Source organism: Odoribacter sp. AF15-53 (genome assembly GCF_003479425.1).
Lineage (GTDB): Bacteria > Bacteroidota > Bacteroidia > Bacteroidales > Marinifilaceae > Butyricimonas.
The window spans coordinates 743,151-761,532 of the sequence record NZ_QUHC01000002.1 but is presented as its reverse complement, the minus strand read 5'-3'; the positions used below and the strand labels follow the sequence as shown (position 1 = coordinate 761,532).

Sequence of the window (18,382 nt, the reverse complement as noted above, 5' to 3'; positions counted from 1 at the left end):
AAGATTCTATGGCAAGATAAGTTGAATTAATGATGATTGATTATTAGCGTGTTATGTGGGATAAAAGACGGTTTTTTGTTGAAAATGTTTAGCTTTCAGGTGAGAAAAGGGAGATAAAGAAAAATGGATTTGTGCAAAAAATTAACGGGAGCTTGAAAAGCTCCCGTTAATTTTAGATTAAGGCGATTTCCAGTACTTCTCGAATGTGGTCGACGAAGTGGAATTTTATGCCCTTGACGTATTCTTTTTTGATCTCGTCAATGTCTTTTTTGTTTTCACGGCAAAGGATGATCTCCTTGATCCCGGCACGTTTGGCGGCAAGGATTTTTTCACGGATCCCACCCACGGGGAGGACTTTGCCTCTCAGGGTGATTTCCCCGGTCATGGCCAAGGCTTTTTTGACTTTTCTACCGGTTAGCGATGAAGCTAACGAGGTGACCATGGTGATTCCTGCCGAGGGCCCGTCTTTTGGTACGGCACCTGCTGGGACGTGGATATGGATGTTGTGTTCTTCCACGGCGGACGGTTGGATACCTAGTTCTTCGGTGTGCGATTTGATGTATTCCAAGGCCAGCGTGGCGGATTCTTTCATCACGTCTCCCAGGCTTCCCGTCATGGTCAGGTTGCCTTTCCCCTTGCTGGTACTTGATTCCACGTAAAGGATTTCTCCTCCCACGGCTGTCCATGCCAATCCGGTGACCACTCCCGGCAGTTCGTTCCCTTGATATTCCTCCCTTGTGAAAATGGGCGTACCGAGGTATTCTTCCACGGTTGTTTTGGTCGGTTGGATCGTGAAAGCCGGATCAAGAGCTACTTTTTTCGCTACTTGACGCATGATTTTGGCCAGTGTTTTATCTAGTCCTCGTACTCCTGATTCCCGCGTGTATTTGTCGATGATGAAGTTCAGGACATTATCCGTGAACTCGATCTGTTCGGCTTTCAATCCGTGATTGACGAGTTGTTTGGGTATCAGGTGCCGTTTGGCGATCTCTATTTTCTCTTCCATGAGATAGCCGCTCACCTCGATCATTTCCATACGATCCCTTAACGGGGGAGCGATCGTGGAGATATCGTTTGCCGTGGCGATAAACATGACTTTCGATAAATCGTAGTCTATATCCAGGTAGTTGTCATGGAATGTCGTGTTCTGTTCTGGGTCAAGCACTTCCAACAGGGCTGATTGTGGATCGCCTCTGAAGTCTTGGCCGACTTTATCTATTTCATCCAAGATGAATACCGGGTTTGAAGTTCCGGCCTTTTTAATGCTCTGGATGATACGTCCCGGCATGGCCCCGATATAGGTGCGGCGATGTCCACGGATTTCCGATTCATCGTGCAGACCTCCTAGCGACATACGTACGAATTCCCTGTTTAATGCCCGTGCGACGGATTTTCCCAGAGAAGTTTTACCCACTCCCGGAGGTCCGTACAAGCACAGGATCGGGGATTTCATGTCGCCTTTCAGTTTTAGCACGGCGAGGTATTCCAAAATTCTTTCTTTTACTTTATCCAGCCCGTAATGATCGGAATCCAGAATCTCGGAGGCTTTTTTCAAGTCGAAATTATCCTCTGAATAATGTTCCCAGGGCAGTTCTGTCAATTCTTTCACGTAGTTGAATTGCACGGAATAGTCCGGTGTTGATGGGTTTTGGCGTTTCAGTTTCTGAAGTTCTTTTTCAAAAATCTCTTGAACGGCCTTGCTCCATTGCTTCTTTGCTGCTGCTTCCTCCAGTTCCTGAAGGTCTTCATCCAGCGGGTTGGCTCCCAACTCGTTCTGGATCGTCTTCATCTGCTGGTGAAGCAGGTATTCCCGTTGTTGTTTATCGAGGTCAACCTTGACTTTCTTTTGGATGTCCTCCTTGAGTTCCAGTATTTTTACCTGTTTACCCAGGAGTTCCAGTAATTTCGTGGCCCGTTCTTTCAGGGTGTCAATTTCCAGCAATTCTTGTTTGCTCCGGTAATCAATGTCCGTGTTTGACGATATGAAATTGATCAGGAACAACATGCTCTCGATGTTTTTCAAGGCAAATCCGGCCTCGTTCGGGATGTTGCTGGAGTATTTCACGATCTTCAAGGCCATATCTTTCAAGGCCTCCGCGATAGCGTTGTGCTCCTGGTCCTCGTTTATGATCTTTTCTTCTTGTTTGACCATGATTTTCCCCACGTGATAGGGTTCGTCATACAGGATGTCATCCAATTCGAATCTTTTCTTACCTTGTATGATTGCAGTTGTCGTGCCGTCGGGCATTTCCAGTATTTTCAAGACGGTAGCTACCGTACCGATCGTGTATAAATCGGCTTGTTTCGGGTTCTCCGTGTTGGTATCTCTTTGGGCAATAACCCCGAAGGGTACACTGCTCTTGTACGCGTACCGGATGAGTTTTAAAGATTTCTCCCTGCCAATGTTTACGGGTATAATGACGCCGGGGAACAGAACCGTGTTCCGAAGCGGTAAAATTGGCAGAGTGTCAGGAATGTCCGTGTGGTCGTTGAGCATTTCTTTCTCGTCGCCCAGGATGGATAAATAATCTTGATTCTCTTCCGATAGGTTTTCTTGTAAAATATCTTTTAAATCTATTTTATTCATTATGATCTCCTTATCTCTATTGTTTTTACTTTTCCGTGTGTCCGTTATTTCCTGGATTTCCTTATTATTAGCCTTAAATCAGAAAACTGACATTTTGACAAAGTATACCCTGAAAATAAGCTATTACCTAATAGGACAATTCTTATGCCAAAGATTTTTTTGTAGAAATACGGTAAAAAGTAATGCATTTGTTATTTTTGCAGGTAAATATAAAACACACATGAAAATAATTTTGTTTGATGATAAGAGTTGGGGAACGTTAAGACCTCTGACTTTTACTCGTCCGATTTCTGAGCTGAGGGTAGGAATTCTCACGATCCGGGAAAAGTGGGAAAAGCGGTTTGGGGATAAGGTTGCATATCTGACCAAAGATTACCTTCAAGAAAAGTTCCCGCTGTCTGTGGAAGACGACAATTTGTTGATCAATGCTTCGGTTTGCCCGAATGACGAGTTGTTGTGGAAAATCAAATCTTTACAGGCAGGAGAGATGTTGTTACAGGGTGATTGTTTAATTGCCTGGCGTTCGAGTCAACGGGAAGTTGCAACCTTTGATCCCATGACGTTGCCCGAGGGGGTACGTAAAGAATATACGGGGATTTTCACCCGTGTTGTTTATCCTTATCATTTGTTTTCTCTTAATGCCCAAGAGTTGGAGATTGATTTCCGGTTATTGACGGAAAGTCGGGAAAGTGCTCCTTTGAATCCCTGTGTGCAGGTGTACGGGAAGCATCCGGTTTTCGTGGAGGAGGGGGCTGTCGTGCGGTGCGCGGTGATTAACACGGAAGGCGGTCCGGTTTATATCGGTAAAGATGCCGAGATCATGGAAGGGGTGCTGATAAGAGGGCCGTTTGCCATGTGCGAGCATGCGGTATTGACGATGGGGGCCAAGGTGTACGGGGCCACGACACTCGGACCTTATTGCAAATGTGGTGGCGAGGTGAATAACGTGGTGATGATTGCTTATTCGAACAAGGCTCATGACGGTTTTCTGGGTAATTCCGTGTTGGGCGAGTGGTGTAATATCGGTGCCGGGACGAATAATTCCAACCTGAAGAACACTTACGTGGAGGTGAAGTTGTGGGATTACGAGACGAAGCATTTCCGTAAGACCGGTCTTCAGTTTTGCGGTTTGATCATGGGCGATCATGCTAAGTTGGGAATCTCGACGATGATTAATACCGGAACTGTGATCGGGGTCGGAACTAATATTTTCGGGGCAGATTTTCCTCGTAATTTTGTTCCCTCGTTCTCTTGGGGCGGGGCCAGCGGGTTTACCGAGCATAAGATGACGCAGTTTGCCGCGACGGCCGAAGCCGTGATGAAACGCCGGAATAAGACGTTTGATGACGTGGAACGGCGGATTATCGAGCACGTGTTTGCCGATCCGGAAAGGTAAGGAACCCAAGGTGATACAATGGTAATAGTAGGGTAATAATCCCCTTTCTTCTTTGCTGCTTTTGTGTGTTTTCGTTGCACGGATAATGACGAATAACGAGGTCTGCGACAGGGAGAAAGGGGAATTATTATTATGGGTAATCATGGGGTACTATTGGCCTGTTGAGGGGTGGATTCTAGCGTGTTTCCGGGGATTCATGCCGGGGATTCGCGCGTAAGTTAATTGAAAGTTAACTGATAGTTGATTGAAAGTTAATTGAGTGGGGTATTAATTTATTCATGATGTTTGCTTGATGAATAATTGATATATACGTGAGGCATTACCGGGAGAGTCTTGCGATCTCACGTGAAGGGTAAGCTACATGATTAGCGAATGTCTATACCGTTGTTTCTACATGCGTGGATGCGAGTTTTTACTTTTCTGCAACGATGAACATTTCATGGCTTGACGTGAAGGTATTTTTGCCAAGTAAATTTTTATAAATGGCAATTTTACGGAATCCTGTTTTCTTCAAAATGTTTGTTATCTCTTCTTCAGAGTAATACCTTTCCCAGATAATAAATTGTTTGATTGTTTTTCCGAGTATCAAGTTATGTTGGTATGCGAATACGTTGTTTTCCGGGTAATGAAATGTTTGGCTTAAAAGTAGGTATTCGCTTTCGTGCCAGAGCCCGCCGGCGGGTGCGTATTCCCAGCTTTTACCTTCCCGTTTGTCATGGATAATTTCTTTTGAAAAGACATCAAAAATGAATATGCCGTTGTCTGTTAATGAATGATAGATATTTGCCAATAACTGGTCACGATCACAATCCGGGTGGGTCCCCATATCGCAATAAATCATGGTTACTGTATCGTATTTTCCCTCGGGAAAATTCCTGATATAATCCCCAAGTATATATTTAATATCTTTTCGTTCTTTGATGGCATACACTATGGAAGCCTTATTAAAATCAATGCCCGTTACTGTATATTTTTCATCTGCCAGAAGCGAAGTGTATAATCCCGGTCCACATCCTAAATCCAGTAGACGGCTTTTGGGGGTGGAATGTTGGAGTATAAAATTCACTATTTTCAAAATAGATTCTTGTTGCCTGCTTGCCTCGTCAGATAGAAGGTCGAGATGTTTTTTTAATATTTGTTGTTGGATATAAGGATCGGTCCATATATTATGGACGGATTTTTTGAATAAAGTTGGTTTTTGATAGATGATTTGCATTGATAACATGTGTTAGGATGATACATAAAACATATAACAGGAAAAAATTTGCTGCATCTAAAAAGTATGTATAGATGAAATATTCTTGTATCCTACATGTTAATGAGTATTGATTGTGACGGCTAAAATAATAAATTCGCTATAAATAGAGAAATGTTTTCATTTCTTTCGAGAATAAATTTGACGACAGGGGATGTCAAAGATAATGGCTATGGGAGGTATAAAGGTTTGTCATTAGATGGAAATAAAAAAGGGAGGTCGAACCTCCCTTTTTTATATGCTTTATCAGAAAATTATTTCTTTCTGTTCTCCATGTGAGTTTTATAACGGTTCATGAACTTGTCAACACGTCCCGCGGTGTCGATCAATTTAATTTTACCGGTATAGAACGGGTGTGAAGAGTTAGAAATTTCCATTTTTACTAATGGATATTCAACTCCGTCGATCTCGATAGTCTCCTTCGTAGCGGCGGTAGACTTGGTGATAGTAGTCGTGTTATTAGACATATCTTTAAACGCTACTAATCTGTAATTTTCAGGATGTATGCCCTTTTTCATTTCGTATATAATTTTAAAATTGTTCTTGGTTTAACGGGCAGCAAAGATAGTCGATTCATTATAAACCACAAAGAAATTCAGCGACTTTTTTAATCGCTAGGAAGAAAAGACTTGAGAAAAGTCTTGAAATTCACGAATTCCGGGAATAAAGGTAGGAATTGTGATGAAACTATCAAAAGAAATGATGCCGAAGTTTATGCTTGTCAGGACATACTTTCGGCATCAGGGAATGGATTATATTATTGTCGTGGGATGACTTCTTTACGAAGTTGGGAAAGTAATTCCTCTCCCACGAAGCGTTCGAATGCTTCCGGTGTCGGGTTATCTTTTTGCATTTTTATCGCGGCAAGATATTTTGCCTTGTTTTCTGCCGGGATGATGATCAAGGGTTCGAGGAACATCATTTGTATATAGTTCATCAACAAGAGTCCGACGCTGATGTTCCCGGCCCCGAAGGGTTTGATGTGCATGAAGGTGTAGTGAAAGTCGGCAGCCAATTTCACGGTTAGGATATCGTGAACGTTTCCTAACTTTTCGCTTGTTTCCTTGCACAAGAGGCTTAGCCTGTCGGGAATCTGCGTGAAATCAGCGAGTACGCCTTCTTCGTAATATTCCTCTCCTAGCCGGAAGTCGCCCAGGGAGGTGTCGTATCCTCCGACGGCAGTGTATACCTCTTTTCCCGTGTGTTGCATCACTTTGGCACTAATTTCTCGAATAAACTCCGGTGCGAGCTTTTTACGTTGTTGAGCGCATTTCATCACGTAGAGAAATGCGTTACTCAAGTCTTTTATCCGGTGTACGTTTTCCCGTGTAACTTTGGGTGAGATCTCAATATCATTCAAGATGTTGAAAAAGTCCTGTTTTTTGATGTCCATTCCGTCCATGCGGGCAATCTCGTAAAGTAGCGTCTCGGACCGTCGGGGCGAGTAGCCTTTCGTGTTCAGTTGCGCTCTTTCGAGATACTTTTCTCTGGTTTTGCATAGTTCTTGCCACATAATCGTTCTTTTTTGATTATGGTACGTGTTAGCGGGGGACCGGGTTTTGTTTTGTAGGTTAAAAACTTAAAAGGCGAAATTTGAATCCGGAACATTTCTTATCGGAATGTTGTATCTTTGTGCCCTCGAAAGAATAAACAAGTATGATTAGAGTTGAGAGAGATAGGGTTGCATATTACCAGTTCTTGGGATTGAAGGATTTTCCGGGATTACTTCATTTCGTGTCAGGAAGGGAAGGCGGGGTCAGCGTGGGAGGCCAGGCGGCCTTGAACTTGGGATTTATGGATGAAGACCGGGTGGATTCTGTTTTAACGAACCGGATGTTACTGGCGGGGGCTATCGGGTGTGAGGTCGATGCTTTTACTTTCGGGGAACAAAAACACACGACTCACGTAGAAGTCGTGTCCGTTGAACAACGTGGAGCCGGGGCACGAGAGAAAGTAACTCGATTGCCGGCCACGGATGCTTTGATTACTCGTGAACCTGGAATTTGCTTGACGGTACTCGCTGCCGATTGTGTCCCGGTGCTGCTTTATGATCCCCGGGAGCAAGTCATTGCGGCCGTGCATGCCGGATGGAGAGGAACGGTCGGGCGGATTGCGGCCGGGACGGTCGAACGGATGCGGGACGAATTCGGGTGTGATCCCCGGAACGTGCTTGTCGGGATTGGTCCCTCGATCGGACCTTGTTGTTTCGAGGTCGGCGAGGAAGTTGTCGGGGCGGCACGGGAAGGTCTGGGAGATTTACAGGGATTGGTCGTGAACGGGGAACGAGACGGGAAATATTTGTTGAATTTGTGGGAGGCGAATCGTCGGCAGTTGGAGGAGATCGGGGTGCGGACATCGAATATCGAGACGGCGGCTGTTTGCACGGTGTGTCATCACGATCGGTTCTTTTCTTACCGGGGAGACCGGGGGAACACGGGACGATTTGGGGCTGGAATTATGCTTAAAACGGAGATAGGATGTTAGGAGGAATTTTTATTATTATGGCTTTTTATTTGCTGGGCGAGTGTTGTGCCTGGTTGGTGAATGGTTTCGTGCCGGGGAGCGTGTTGGGAATGATGTTCCTGTTTCTGGCTTTGTCGATGCGTTGGGTGAAACCGGAGCGGGTACGCCCGGTAGCTCGTTTTCTTTGCGACAACATGGCCTTCTTTTTTCTTCCGGCGGGAGTGGGTATTATCACGTCGATGGATGTTTTGTCCCGTTACTGGGATATCGTGTTGGTCGTGGGAACGGTGACTACTTTACTCGTGTTGGTTGTGGTGGCGCTTCTCCAGCAATGGCAGGAAGATCGTCGGGCACGTGGTTGAACGGATTAATTTTATAAAAGATGCAAAACATTGTTTCGTCGGAGATATTTATAATAACGTTAGTAGCCGGGGTTTACCTGGCTTCTCTCTGGTTGTACCGGAAAACGAAGTTGGCGTTGCTGCACCCGTTGTTGGTGTCGATTCCCGCTTTGCTGGGGTTGATGAGCGTGATCGGGATTCAGTACGAGGCGTTTCAACAGGGGAGCCGGATGATAAACTTTTTGCTGGGACCGTCGGTCGTGGCTTTGGGATACGTGTTGTGGGAGCAGGTGGAATACATGAAAAGTAACGCGGTGTCGATCATGACTTCGATTTTCGTGGGGAGCCTGGTGGGGATTGTGAGCGTGATTTGTATTGCCCGTTGGATGGGGGCCGATCACGTGCTGATCGCCACGTTGGAACCTAAGTCCGTGACCACGCCTATCGCCATGGGGGTAGCGGAAAAAGCGGGAGGTATTCCGGCGATTGCGGCCGTGATCGTGATTGTTGTCGGGATTTTCGGGGGAATCGTGGGGCCCTTCGTGTTGAATAAGTTGAATATTGATAGTAAAATAGCCCGTGGATTGTCGCTTGGGGCTGCGGCACATGGGTTGGGTACGGCCCGTGCGATGGAGTTGGGAGCGTTGGAAGGTGCTATCAGTGGGCTGGCGATTGGTTTGATGGGGATCATGACGGCTATTCTGGTCCCGATTGTAGAATGGGTAATGTCGTTGTTTTAAAAATGTTGCAAGATTTCACCGCTATTGATTTCGAGACGGCTAACCGTTACCCGACTAGTGCTTGTTCGATCGGGATCGTGGTCGTGGAAGGTGGTGAGATCACGGAAGAATTTTCACATTTGATTAAACCGGAGCCTTTTTATTTTAATAAGAAGTTTATCGAGATTCATGGAATTACCCCAGCCATGGTGGAGGATGCTCCCTCATTTTATGATTTATGGGGGATCATCGGGCGTTATTTTGACACGGAAGCCTTGGTTGCCCACAACGCGGAGTTTGATATGAGTGTTTTAAGGGCTTGTCTGGAGAGGGCGGATTTGTATGCCCGGTTACCTGAGTCGTTTTGTACTTGCCGTTTGTCCCGAAAGCTGGTGAAGGGGTTGCCGAATTATAAGTTGAATACCCTGTGCGATCATTTCGGGATCGCCTTGAATCATCACGAGGCTTTGAGTGATGCCCGGGGAGCGGCGAAGATCATGATCGAGTTGGATCGGATCAGGAGGGGAGGTCAGTTAGAGATTCGGTTTTAGAAATCAGGAGATATGAAAATGTGGGAAGGAAGATTTATCTTCACGTTCCCACGTAATATTCTTACAATTGACTGATTATTTCTTTGAAAATTGCTCCCATGCGGGGTTGGGCGTGATTGCCCACGTCTTGTACTTCCGCGTGATTCGTTTTTATGAGTTCCTCGCTGGCCGTGCTGTTGGTGATGACGGACATTCCGAAACATTCCATGTTCATGTGGCGGGCCACGATGACTTCGGGAACGGTTGACATCCCGACGGCGTCGCCGCCGATAACCCGAATCCAGTTGTATTCTGCCGGGGTCTCGAATGATGGCCCTTGCAATCCGGCGTACACGCCTTTTTGCAACGGGATATTTAGTTTTTTCCCGGCTTCTTCTGCCAGTTGAATCAGGCGTTTGCTGTAAGCTTCCGCCATGCCCGGGAAACGGGGGCCCAGTTCATCAATATTTTTCCCTCGTAGCGGGTGTTCCGGGAAAAGGTTGATATGATCCCGGATAATCATGAGATCACCCACGAGGTAATTCGTGTTGACTCCCCCGGCGGCATTTGATACGAAAAGGGTTTTAACCCCCAAGGCGTGCATGACCCTTACCGGGAAAGTTACTTCTTTCATGGAATATCCCTCGTAATAATGGAAACGTCCTTGCATGGCGATGACTTTTTTACCCCCGAAGGAACCGATCAACAGTTCGCCCCGGTGACCTTGTACCGTGGAAACGGGGAAATTGGGAATGGCCATGTACGGGATGGCATGTTCTACTTCGATCGACTGACCGAGTTCGCCTAACCCGGTACCCAGGATAATTCCGATCGTGTGGTCTCCTTTCACGAAGGGGGCCAGGTAGGTGCTACTTTCTTTTATCTTGTCTAACATAGTCGTATATATTTTTAATGAGTTGGTCTCTCGGGGTCAGGAATTCCGGTTCGATCGGGATATAAAATATCTGTTGCCTGATCTCTTCCGGGAGGTTACATAACTTGAGACGGACGGCATCTTTCTCCGTGGTGAAAATGCATTTGTTCGGGTTGTCGATTTTTGCATACTCCTGGAGGATGCGTTGAATGTCCGAGTCGCTGTAATTGTGGTGATCCGGGAAAGCAATATGTTTGATCTGCTCGGAATATTTTTTTAAATATTCCACGTAAGGAGCGGGTTGGGCAATCCCGGTGATGCAGAGGATAGAGCCTTTCGATGTGATCGGGCAATGACTGCTTCCGTCCAACGGGAGAATATCCCCGTATTTCATCGTGGTAAATAATAACTGTTGATAGGCCCTTAGATCAAGGTGTTTCGAAATGATCCGCTTCTCGATAGGCGAGATATTCGGCGGGCATTTGGTCACGATGATATAATTTGCCCGATCCTTGGCATGCAGACTTTCCCGAAGACGTCCCAAAGGAAGCAAGCAATCTTCATATATGGGACAATTATAATCTACTAGCATGATGTTTATATCTGCCTTCACGTAGCGGTGTTGAAAACCGTCGTCCAGAATGATGACTTCCGGCTTCTCGGGAAGTTGCATCAATTTTTTTATCCCTCTCACCCGGTCGGCATCCACGGCAACCGTGATGTCTGGGAATTTGGTTTTTATCTGCATGGGTTCGTCACCGATATCATTTGCCGTGGATTTCTCGGTTGCCAGCACGAAGCCGGAGGTTTTCCGTTTGTATCCCCGGCTGAGGCAGGCTACCCGGTAGTCATTTTTCAACACCTTGATTAATGCTTCCGTGTGCGGGGTTTTTCCGGTCCCGCCCACGGTGATGTTTCCCACGCAAATAATGGGGACGTCAAACTCGTGTGTCTCCAAGATGCCCAAGTTGAACAGGCGGTTTCTGAGGTTGACTCCCAAGCCGTAAAGTACGCTTAAAGGTCCTAAAGTTAGATATTTAAACACCATGCTTGGCTTTAGTTAAAAGTGAGATCGTAAGGTATTCTGGCTACCATTCCTTTTATTTTCAACAAATCTTTCTGTTCCCGGTAAGTGTCGTAGAAGTCTCCCAACTCAGATTTTAATATCCGGGTTCTGATACTTTGTGAGAAGTTTAATAAAATATCCTCGAAGGCACTTCTTTCCACGGGAAGTTCCGAGATTTGGTAGTGGCTCAATCCGGCTTTGTCGGCTGCGATTCGTATGGCATCTTCCAGACCACCCAGCAGGTCGACCAATCCGATTTTCAAGGCATCTTCCCCGGTCCATACCCGGCCTTGTGCGATTTCGTTCACGGCCTCTTTGGTCATGTGACGTCCTTGGCTTACCCGGTCAAGGAAGGTATCGTATCCCCGGTTGATATAGTTCTGCATCACGTTGCGCTCGTAAGCGGTCAACGGACGGTCGCTGATCGGAATGGGGAGCGGGTAGCCTCCGCCGAAATCACTGTGTTCGTTTGTCTTAACGACGTCTGAGGATATCCCCAGTTTGTCTTTAATGAGGGTTTCACCACTGAACAGTAATCCGAATATACCGATAGACCCGGTAAGAGTCGTCGGGTCGGCAATAATCGTGTCTGCCGCGCAAGAGATATAGTACCCGCCGGAAGCGGCAACATTACCCATGGAAGCGATAAGCGGTTTGGCTTGAGCTGCCAGTTGTACTTCTTTCCAGATAATATCGGATGTTAGGGCGCTTCCTCCCGGAGAGTTCACGCGCAACACGATGGCTTTGACGTTTTTATCCTCCCGTGCTTTGCGGATGGTCGTGGCGAGTTCCGGTCCGATACTTGTGGGACCTTGTTGGAACTCGATATTACCTTGGGCATAAATAACGGCGATTTTATCCGTGGGGAAATTCTTGGCCGGGAAGCTGGCGTTCACGTAATTCTCCAAGGATGTCATGGCTAATTTCTCCTCGTCTGTCAAACCGCATGCTTCTCTTAGTTTCCGGAGCATGGCATCCTCGTAGATCGCCTCGTCAAAGAAGCCTTCTTTCACGAATTCTTCTGTCGGGTAGATGTTGAAGTCATCGGTTAATTGATTGATTCTCTCTTCTGAAATATTTCTGCTGGCGGAAATTCCTTTAACGATATTTCCCCAGAGTGAATTCAAATAAGTTTGAACCTGTTCCCGGTTGGCATCGCTCATATGTGTTTCGATGTAGGGTTCGACGGCGGCTTTGAATTTACCAACACGGATTACTTCCGGTTGTACCCCGATCTTTTTCAGTAGGTCTTTGTAGAATGAAATGTTGGCGCTCATTCCGGTCAACAACAGCGGGGTTTCGGGATTCACGAAGAGACTGTCGGCCACGGTAGCCAGATAATAACTTTTTTGAGAATATCCCATGTTGGAATAACTGTAAATGAATTTTCCGCTTTTTTTGAAATTCAACAAGGCGTTACGAATCTCGTCGATCGTGGCCAAGGCCCCGAAATTCGAGTTGATTTCGGTTAAGTCCAGGTATATCCCCTTGATGCGGGCATCCGTGCTGGCATTATTGATATATTCGAGTATTTTGTTTAACCCGGTTTGTTTCGCCGGGCTTAGCGTCATCAGGTCGAAATTTTGTAACGGATTTTCGGAAGCCCGGTCCGGGATGGCATTCTTGAATGACAATTTTAAGACCGTATTGTCTTTAATTTCAACCGTGGGGCTGGATATGCTGGCAATCGCCCCGATAACTCCGATAAACACGAAGAACATGATAATATGTACGATAATGATACCGACAATAGTTGCTAACAGGTATTTCAGAAAGCTTTTCATTATGTGTTATTTTATTTATTAATACTTCAATCAAAACAATTTTACGGTCTCTTTTGTGTGCAAGATTATAAATCTTGTTTACAAATGTATGGATATAATTTGTTCATACAAAATTTTAATCCATGAACTCAATATTTTGTTCACGTTTGTTTTTTTGATAGTTTTACGTGCAATTTAAAGCGCCGCGAGTGCGATTTGTAACTCTTTAATTATACGCTATGAGTAAGTTTGAAGTTATTGGAGGAAGACGATTAAAAGGTGAGCTTGTTCCCCAGGGAGCAAAGAATGAGGCATTGCAGGTGATTTGTGCTTGCCTGTTGACAACAGAGGAAGTGATTATCAGTAATGTCCCGGAAATTCTGGACGTGATGAAGTTGATTGATTTGTTGCGGGGAATGGGTGTGAAGGTGGAAAAACTTCAAAAGGGTGAGTTTTCTTTTAAAGCATGCGATATAAATTTTGATTATCTGGAGTCGGACGACTTTTATAGCAAGGCTTCGAGTTTACGGGGATCAATCATGATTCTCGGCCCCTTGTTGGCGATGCACGGGTGTGGCTTGGTGCCGAAGCCCGGCGGGGATAAAATCGGCCGACGTCGACTGGATACCCATTTCCTCGGATTCGAGAAGCTGGGGGCCACGTTTGAATATGATGTCGTTAGCGGGTGCTACAAAGCTTCTGCCCAAAAGTTGAAAGGAACTTACATGTTACTTGACGAGGCTTCCGTGACGGGTACGGCTAATATTATCATGGCAGCCGTGCTGGCGGAAGGGGTGACAACGATATATAACGCGGCCTGTGAACCTTACGTGCAACAGTTGTGTCGTATGTTGAATGCCATGGGGGCCCGGATTTCGGGGATTGCTTCTAATTTGCTGACTATCGAGGGCGTGGAAAGCCTCGGCGGGTGTAAGCATCGTTGTTTGCCCGACATGATCGAGGTGGGAAGTTATATCGGGCTGGCTGCTTTGACTCGCTCGGAAATCACGATTAAGAATGCGGCGATTCCCCAGTTGGGAATTATTCCGAATGCCTTCCGGAAGCTGGGTATCCGTATTGAGGAGCGGGAGGATGATCTGTATATTCCCCGTCAGGAGCATTACATGATAGAGGATTTTATAGACGGTTCCATCCTGACAGTAGCCGATGCTCCGTGGCCGGGATTGACGCCCGACTTGTTGAGCGTGTTCCTCGTGGTGGCAACCCAGGCAAAGGGGAGCGTGTTGATTCATCAGAAAATGTTCGAGAGTCGTTTGTTCTTCGTGGATAAATTGATTGATATGGGGGCGAAGATTATTCTTTGTGATCCACATCGGGCCACGGTGATCGGTCAAAATCACGACTCGCAGTTACGGGCCACGAAAATGACCTCCCCGGATATCCGTGCCGGGATTGCCTTGTTGATAGCGGCTTTATCGGCACAGGGAACGAGCGTGATTGACAATATTGACCAAATTGACCGCGGGTACGAACATATTGATGAAAAACTGAATGCAATCGGGGCTGAAATTCGACGAATAGAATAATTCTGAGAAATGTAGAATGGAAAAAGATTCTAAGGTTTCTGTGATTGCAGATTGAATGATTTTGTGATTTGAAAAAAGCGTTAGCCTTGCGTGGTGGGAATCACCTACTCCGAAATGACTAAATTATCAAATCATTCGGATCACGGAATGAGTTGTTTTTCCGCTTTTAACGTGTCTGGACTTTCCGTGAAAAGTTCGGATATGGTTTTGTGCGTGACGGGATGCACGAAGTCGGGCATGATTTCATTGAGGGGTGCGAGTACGAAATTTCGTAGAGCCATTCTGGGATGAGGAACTGTTAAACGGGGAGTATTGATAATCTGGGTGTCGCAAAAAAGGATATCAATATCCATGGTGCGGGAACAGAACTGCGCGCCGGAACGTACTCTTCCTAACTTTTTTTCCACCTCTTGACATTTATCCAGAACGCTTTCCGGGGATAGGTCGGTTGTGTACGTGACAACTTGATTATAAAATGAATTCGATGACTCGAATCCCCACGGGGCAGTCTCGTAAAGGGAAGAACATAATTCGATCTTCCCTATATCCGACATTTCTTTTATAGCTTCATTGATAAGAGCTTTTCGGTCACCTTGATTTCCCCCGAAAATAAGAGTTACCCGCATTCAAATAATTTTAGATTTTAGATTTTAGATTTTAGATTTTAAATCAGATACAAGTCTTCAATTTAAAATTGTAAATCTAAAATTTAAAATTAATTGTGTTTCTTGTAAAACTGCTTCTTGTTGTTTTTCTGTTGCTTGTTGTTGTTATTCATGGGTTTGTTGTTCTTTTTCTGCAACAAGTCTTTCGAGTGCGATAGCATCATTCCCTCGGGCATTTCGATATTACCACCATAGAGAGTATTGATATCGTCGTAGATTTGTTCGTCTTCCACCGAGTCTTTATTCCAAGTAAGGAATGATTTCTTCATGTGGTTGGCGGTCAGAACGGTTAGAACTCTCTTGATCTCTTGATCTTCTGTTTCTTTGATCTTTTCGATCAATTTTTCTGTCAACAAACCGTAGTGTTTGTATTTGATGCGATGATTGTTGTAAGGCATCTTCTCCGGTTTTTCCTCTAGAATATCTTTTTCAGGGAGAGGATAGGGAGAATCAATATCAAGCGTGAAGTTTGACATGATCATCAAGTGATCCCACAGTTTATGACGGAAATCCGGAACATCCCGGAGGTGCGGGTAGAGATTACCCATCACGCTGATCACTGTTTTTGCTGCACGAGTTCGCTCTTCTCTGTCTTGTATTGTTGCCAGGTGGTCAACCATCATTTGAATGTTTCTTCCGTACTCGGGAAGAATAAGTCTTTTTCTTTGGCTATTATAGTCCATTACAGGATATTTTTTATCTTAAAATTTTTTTTATTTCATGGGGAAACGCCGGAAAAATCATACTAAAATACCGGAAAAATCAATCCCTCGCATGCATTAGAATTTAGAATATGGGACAAATATACTATTTTTTGTTTATAAGTCGTTAATTTGTATCCTCTTGCACGTATAGTTTTGCAAACTTTAACAATAGAACCTTCTGTCCGTGCTGTGCGAATGCCACTTTTGCCTTTTTATTGACACCTAAACCGTCTAATGCAACCACTTTCCCAGCCCCGAAATTCGGGTGAAAAATGACCATCCCGGGTACGATGAGTTCCCCGTTAATCGGTTTCAACTTGGAGGTGTCAATATCCGGAACTTCTACTTTTTGTTGAAGCTGGATATTCGGGCGAGCCATTCTCTCCGGACGTCCCGGAATATTTAGTGTACGTTCGGAGGATGAGCGTGCCGGGGTGAAAAAGCCTTCGAGATAATGCGGGTCTATTTCCGCGATGAACCGGGAAGGCTGCGGGTAGACAACATTCCCGTTTTTATATCGGGACGTGGAATAAGTCATGATCACTCTTTTTTCGGCACGGGTTAAGGCCACGTAGAAAAGACGTCTTTCTTCTTCCAAGGCGGAAGGAGAATAGGCGCTTTGCTGGGCGGGAAAAAGTTCTTCTTCCATACCTACGATAAAGACATTTTCGAATTCCAACCCTTTGGCGGAGTGGATCGTCATGAGTGTAACCTTGTTATTGTCTTCCGGTTTTTCGCTGTCCTGATCGGTAAGAAGCGCGACCCCTTCTAGGAAGGAGGGGAGTTTATCTTCCCGGGCTTCTTTATACGCGGTTTCACAGAAATCCTTGACGGCATTCAGCAATTCCTGGATGTTTTCCCGCCGGGAAACTCCTTCAGGCGTGTCATCCGATGACAGGTCCTCGATAATACCCGACGCCTTCGCTATACGGTACGTCGTCTCGTAGGCGTTTTCTTCTTTGGCTATTTCGGTGAATCCTTCGATTAACTGTCTGAAATGTGTTAGTTTGGCTGCCGTCATGGCGGAAACGGTACCGGGCACTTTGTTCAAATTACAAAGTACAGTCCAGATACTCACGTTATATTTTTGTGAAACTTCTTTAAGCTTGTCGATCGTGGAATCCCCGATCCCTCGTCGCGGGTAATTGATGATTCGCTTTAATGCTTCCTCGTCGTTCTGGTTTACCGTCAGGCGCAAGTAGGCGATTAAATCCTTGATCTCCTTGCGTTGGTAGAACGAGAGTCCCCCGTATATCTTGTAGGGGATATTCCGTTTCCGGAGAGCTTCCTCCATGATACGGGATTGGGCATTTGTCCGGTACAGAATGGCAAAGTCATTAAAATCAGCTTGCTCGTTCTGCGAGATTCGGAAGATCTCTTGGGCTACCTGAAAACCTTCTTCTTTGTCGGACAGGGATTTCATGACCCGAATTTTGTCGCCCTCTTCATTTTCGGAGAAGGTTTTTTTCGGGATTTGTTCCTTGTTCCGGCTGATGATGCTATTTGCGGCATCGACAATCGTAGTCGTGGAACGATAGTTCTGTTCCAGTTTACAGAGTTTGTATCCCGGGTAGTCATTCCTGAAATTCAGGATATTCTCGATACGGGCCCCCCGGAAAGAGTAAATACTCTGAGCATCGTCTCCCACGACACATATATTATTGTGCTTTTCAGCCAGTTTCTTGATGATAAGATATTGCGAGTAGTTCGTGTCCTGGTACTCGTCAACCAGAATGTAGTCGAATTTCTTCTGGTATTTTTCCAATATCTCCGGGAAATCCCGGAAAAGGATATTGGTTTGTAATAAAAGATCGTCAAAATCCATGACGTCACTTTGCTTGCAACGCGATTGATAGTATTTGTATATCTCCGAGATCATGGGTTTCTTGGCAGCCTGATCGGCAGAAGTGATCTTTGCCGATTGTGCGTACGCCTGTGCCACGACGAGATTGTTTTTAGCCATGGAGATGCGTCCTAACACATCGTTGGGCTTGTAGATCTTGTCGTCGAGTTTCAGGTCCTTCACGATGGATTTGATCAGGTTCTTGGAATCCTGAGAGTCATATATCGTGAAATTCGAGGAGTACCCCAGATGTTCGGCCTCTACCCGCAGGATTTTTGAAAAGATCGAGTGGAAAGTTCCCATCCAAAGATTTCCGGCATTGCTGCTTCCGACAAGAGTCGCTATACGTTTTTGCATTTCCCGGGCGGCCTTGTTGGTGAAGGTTAGGGCTAGGATACGATAAGCGGGCACCCCCCGGCTTAACAGGTTTGCAATGCGATACGTGAGTACCCTCGTCTTACCCGATCCGGCTCCGGCAATGACAAGTGTGGGTCCCTCCGTGTTAATAACGGCTTCTTTTTGGCTCTCGTTCAGTTCGTTAATAAAGTCCACGATAATTACGATTCAGAAAAACATTTAATCTTGTGCCTGCAAAAATACAAATAATATTGCGGAACTACTTCATTTTG

General features: G+C 45.5%; 16 protein-coding genes. 6 read left to right on the top strand and 10 right to left on the bottom strand.

What is annotated here, in order from left to right:
• Positions 1-172 precede the first annotated feature (172 nt).
• A complete protein-coding gene (lon, locus tag DWW52_RS07580; RefSeq protein ID WP_118714851.1) occupies positions 173-2,587 on the bottom strand; it encodes an endopeptidase La in 2,415 nt (804 codons plus the stop codon).
• A 220-nt stretch (positions 2,588-2,807) separates the two neighbouring features.
• Between lon and DWW52_RS07575 the strand changes: the two genes are divergently transcribed.
• Positions 2,808-3,983, top strand: a complete 1,176-nt coding sequence (locus DWW52_RS07575; RefSeq protein WP_118714994.1) for a GlmU family protein — start codon at positions 2,808-2,810, stop codon at positions 3,981-3,983.
• 412 nt (positions 3,984-4,395) lie between these two features.
• On the opposite strand, the gene DWW52_RS07570 is transcribed toward DWW52_RS07575, so the two are convergent.
• The 3 genes from DWW52_RS07570 to DWW52_RS07560 form a co-directional block, all read right to left on the bottom strand.
• Positions 4,396-5,199: a bifunctional 2-polyprenyl-6-hydroxyphenol methylase/3-demethylubiquinol 3-O-methyltransferase UbiG gene (locus DWW52_RS07570; protein ID WP_118714850.1), complete on the bottom strand. Its 804-nt coding sequence runs from the start codon at positions 5,197-5,199 to the stop codon at positions 4,396-4,398.
• A 293-nt stretch (positions 5,200-5,492) separates the two neighbouring features.
• Positions 5,493-5,756 carry a type B 50S ribosomal protein L31 gene (locus tag DWW52_RS07565; RefSeq protein ID WP_118714849.1) on the bottom strand — a complete coding sequence of 88 codons (264 nt, stop codon included), beginning with the start codon at positions 5,754-5,756 and terminating at the stop codon, positions 5,493-5,495.
• A gap of 239 nt (positions 5,757-5,995) precedes the next feature.
• Positions 5,996-6,751, bottom strand: a complete 756-nt coding sequence (locus DWW52_RS07560) for a Fic family protein (RefSeq protein WP_118714848.1) — start codon at positions 6,749-6,751, stop codon at positions 5,996-5,998.
• A 143-nt stretch (positions 6,752-6,894) separates the two neighbouring features.
• Here DWW52_RS07560 and pgeF point away from each other — a divergent pair, with 143 nt between their 5' ends.
• Genes pgeF through DWW52_RS07540 form a run of 4 tightly spaced genes read left to right on the top strand, consistent with a single transcriptional unit; the run spans position 6,895 to position 9,312 of the window.
• A complete protein-coding gene (gene pgeF / locus DWW52_RS07555) occupies positions 6,895-7,722 on the top strand; it encodes a peptidoglycan editing factor PgeF (RefSeq protein ID WP_118714847.1) in 828 nt (275 codons plus the stop codon).
• Positions 7,716-8,063, top strand: coding sequence for a CidA/LrgA family protein (locus DWW52_RS07550; protein WP_118714846.1), 348 nt, complete (start codon positions 7,716-7,718; stop codon positions 8,061-8,063). The genes pgeF and DWW52_RS07550 overlap by 7 nt, the downstream gene beginning before the upstream one ends.
• 20 nt (positions 8,064-8,083) lie before the next feature.
• Positions 8,084-8,782 carry an LrgB family protein gene (locus DWW52_RS07545; protein ID WP_118714845.1) on the top strand — a complete coding sequence of 233 codons (699 nt, stop codon included), beginning with the start codon at positions 8,084-8,086 and terminating at the stop codon, positions 8,780-8,782.
• 2 nt (positions 8,783-8,784) lie between these two features.
• Positions 8,785-9,312 (top strand): 3'-5' exonuclease, encoded by a 528-nt coding sequence (locus DWW52_RS07540; protein WP_118714844.1) that lies wholly within the window; start codon positions 8,785-8,787, stop codon positions 9,310-9,312.
• Between the two features lie 61 nt (positions 9,313-9,373).
• Here DWW52_RS07540 and DWW52_RS07535 read toward each other — a convergent pair whose 3' ends face one another.
• The 3 genes from DWW52_RS07535 to sppA are packed head-to-tail and all read right to left on the bottom strand — an operon-like array spanning position 9,374 to position 13,015.
• A complete protein-coding gene (locus DWW52_RS07535; RefSeq protein WP_118714843.1) occupies positions 9,374-10,186 on the bottom strand; it encodes a purine-nucleoside phosphorylase in 813 nt (270 codons plus the stop codon).
• Positions 10,161-11,213, bottom strand: a complete 1,053-nt coding sequence (lpxK, locus tag DWW52_RS07530) for a tetraacyldisaccharide 4'-kinase (RefSeq protein ID WP_118714842.1) — start codon at positions 11,211-11,213, stop codon at positions 10,161-10,163. The genes DWW52_RS07535 and lpxK overlap by 26 nt, the downstream gene beginning before the upstream one ends.
• An 8-nt stretch (positions 11,214-11,221) precedes the next feature.
• Positions 11,222-13,015, bottom strand: coding sequence for a signal peptide peptidase SppA (gene sppA, locus DWW52_RS07525; RefSeq protein ID WP_118714841.1), 1,794 nt, complete (start codon positions 13,013-13,015; stop codon positions 11,222-11,224).
• Positions 13,016-13,233: 218 nt separating this feature from the next.
• Here sppA and murA point away from each other — a divergent pair, with 218 nt between their 5' ends.
• Positions 13,234-14,541, top strand: a complete 1,308-nt coding sequence (gene murA / locus DWW52_RS07520; protein WP_118714840.1) for a UDP-N-acetylglucosamine 1-carboxyvinyltransferase — start codon at positions 13,234-13,236, stop codon at positions 14,539-14,541.
• A 140-nt stretch (positions 14,542-14,681) separates the two neighbouring features.
• On the opposite strand, the gene folK is transcribed toward murA, so the two are convergent.
• The 3 genes from folK to DWW52_RS07505 form a co-directional block, all read right to left on the bottom strand.
• On the bottom strand, positions 14,682-15,167 hold the full coding sequence (gene folK / locus DWW52_RS07515) for a 2-amino-4-hydroxy-6-hydroxymethyldihydropteridine diphosphokinase (protein WP_118714839.1): 486 nt from the start codon (positions 15,165-15,167) through the stop codon (positions 14,682-14,684).
• 89 nt (positions 15,168-15,256) lie between these two features.
• Positions 15,257-15,889 carry a DUF4290 domain-containing protein gene (locus DWW52_RS07510; RefSeq protein ID WP_118714838.1) on the bottom strand — a complete coding sequence of 211 codons (633 nt, stop codon included), beginning with the start codon at positions 15,887-15,889 and terminating at the stop codon, positions 15,257-15,259.
• A gap of 145 nt (positions 15,890-16,034) precedes the next feature.
• Positions 16,035-18,305, bottom strand: coding sequence for an ATP-dependent helicase (locus DWW52_RS07505; RefSeq protein ID WP_233556760.1), 2,271 nt, complete (start codon positions 18,303-18,305; stop codon positions 16,035-16,037).
• Between the last annotated feature and the right edge of the window lie 77 nt (positions 18,306-18,382).

Coding starts and splice junctions, on each gene's coding strand:
- DWW52_RS07575 (WP_118714994.1), top strand. CDS start 2,808: ATGAAAATAATTTTGTTTGATGATAAGAGTTGGGGAACGTTAAGACCT.
- sppA (WP_118714841.1), bottom strand. CDS start 13,015: ATGAAAAGCTTTCTGAAATACCTGTTAGCAACTATTGTCGGTATCATT.
- DWW52_RS07535 (WP_118714843.1), bottom strand. CDS start 10,186: ATGTTAGACAAGATAAAAGAAAGTAGCACCTACCTGGCCCCCTTCGTG.
- lon (WP_118714851.1), bottom strand. CDS start 2,587: ATGAATAAAATAGATTTAAAAGATATTTTACAAGAAAACCTATCGGAA.
- DWW52_RS07550 (WP_118714846.1), top strand. CDS start 7,716: ATGTTAGGAGGAATTTTTATTATTATGGCTTTTTATTTGCTGGGCGAG.
- DWW52_RS07560 (WP_118714848.1), bottom strand. CDS start 6,751: ATGTGGCAAGAACTATGCAAAACCAGAGAAAAGTATCTCGAAAGAGCG.
- DWW52_RS07510 (WP_118714838.1), bottom strand. CDS start 15,889: ATGGACTATAATAGCCAAAGAAAAAGACTTATTCTTCCCGAGTACGGA.
- folK (WP_118714839.1), bottom strand. CDS start 15,167: ATGCGGGTAACTCTTATTTTCGGGGGAAATCAAGGTGACCGAAAAGCT.
- pgeF (WP_118714847.1), top strand. CDS start 6,895: ATGATTAGAGTTGAGAGAGATAGGGTTGCATATTACCAGTTCTTGGGA.
- murA (WP_118714840.1), top strand. CDS start 13,234: ATGAGTAAGTTTGAAGTTATTGGAGGAAGACGATTAAAAGGTGAGCTT.
- lpxK (WP_118714842.1), bottom strand. CDS start 11,213: ATGGTGTTTAAATATCTAACTTTAGGACCTTTAAGCGTACTTTACGGC.
- DWW52_RS07545 (WP_118714845.1), top strand. CDS start 8,084: ATGCAAAACATTGTTTCGTCGGAGATATTTATAATAACGTTAGTAGCC.
- DWW52_RS07565 (WP_118714849.1), bottom strand. CDS start 5,756: ATGAAAAAGGGCATACATCCTGAAAATTACAGATTAGTAGCGTTTAAA.
- DWW52_RS07570 (WP_118714850.1), bottom strand. CDS start 5,199: ATGCAAATCATCTATCAAAAACCAACTTTATTCAAAAAATCCGTCCAT.
- DWW52_RS07540 (WP_118714844.1), top strand. CDS start 8,785: ATGTTGCAAGATTTCACCGCTATTGATTTCGAGACGGCTAACCGTTAC.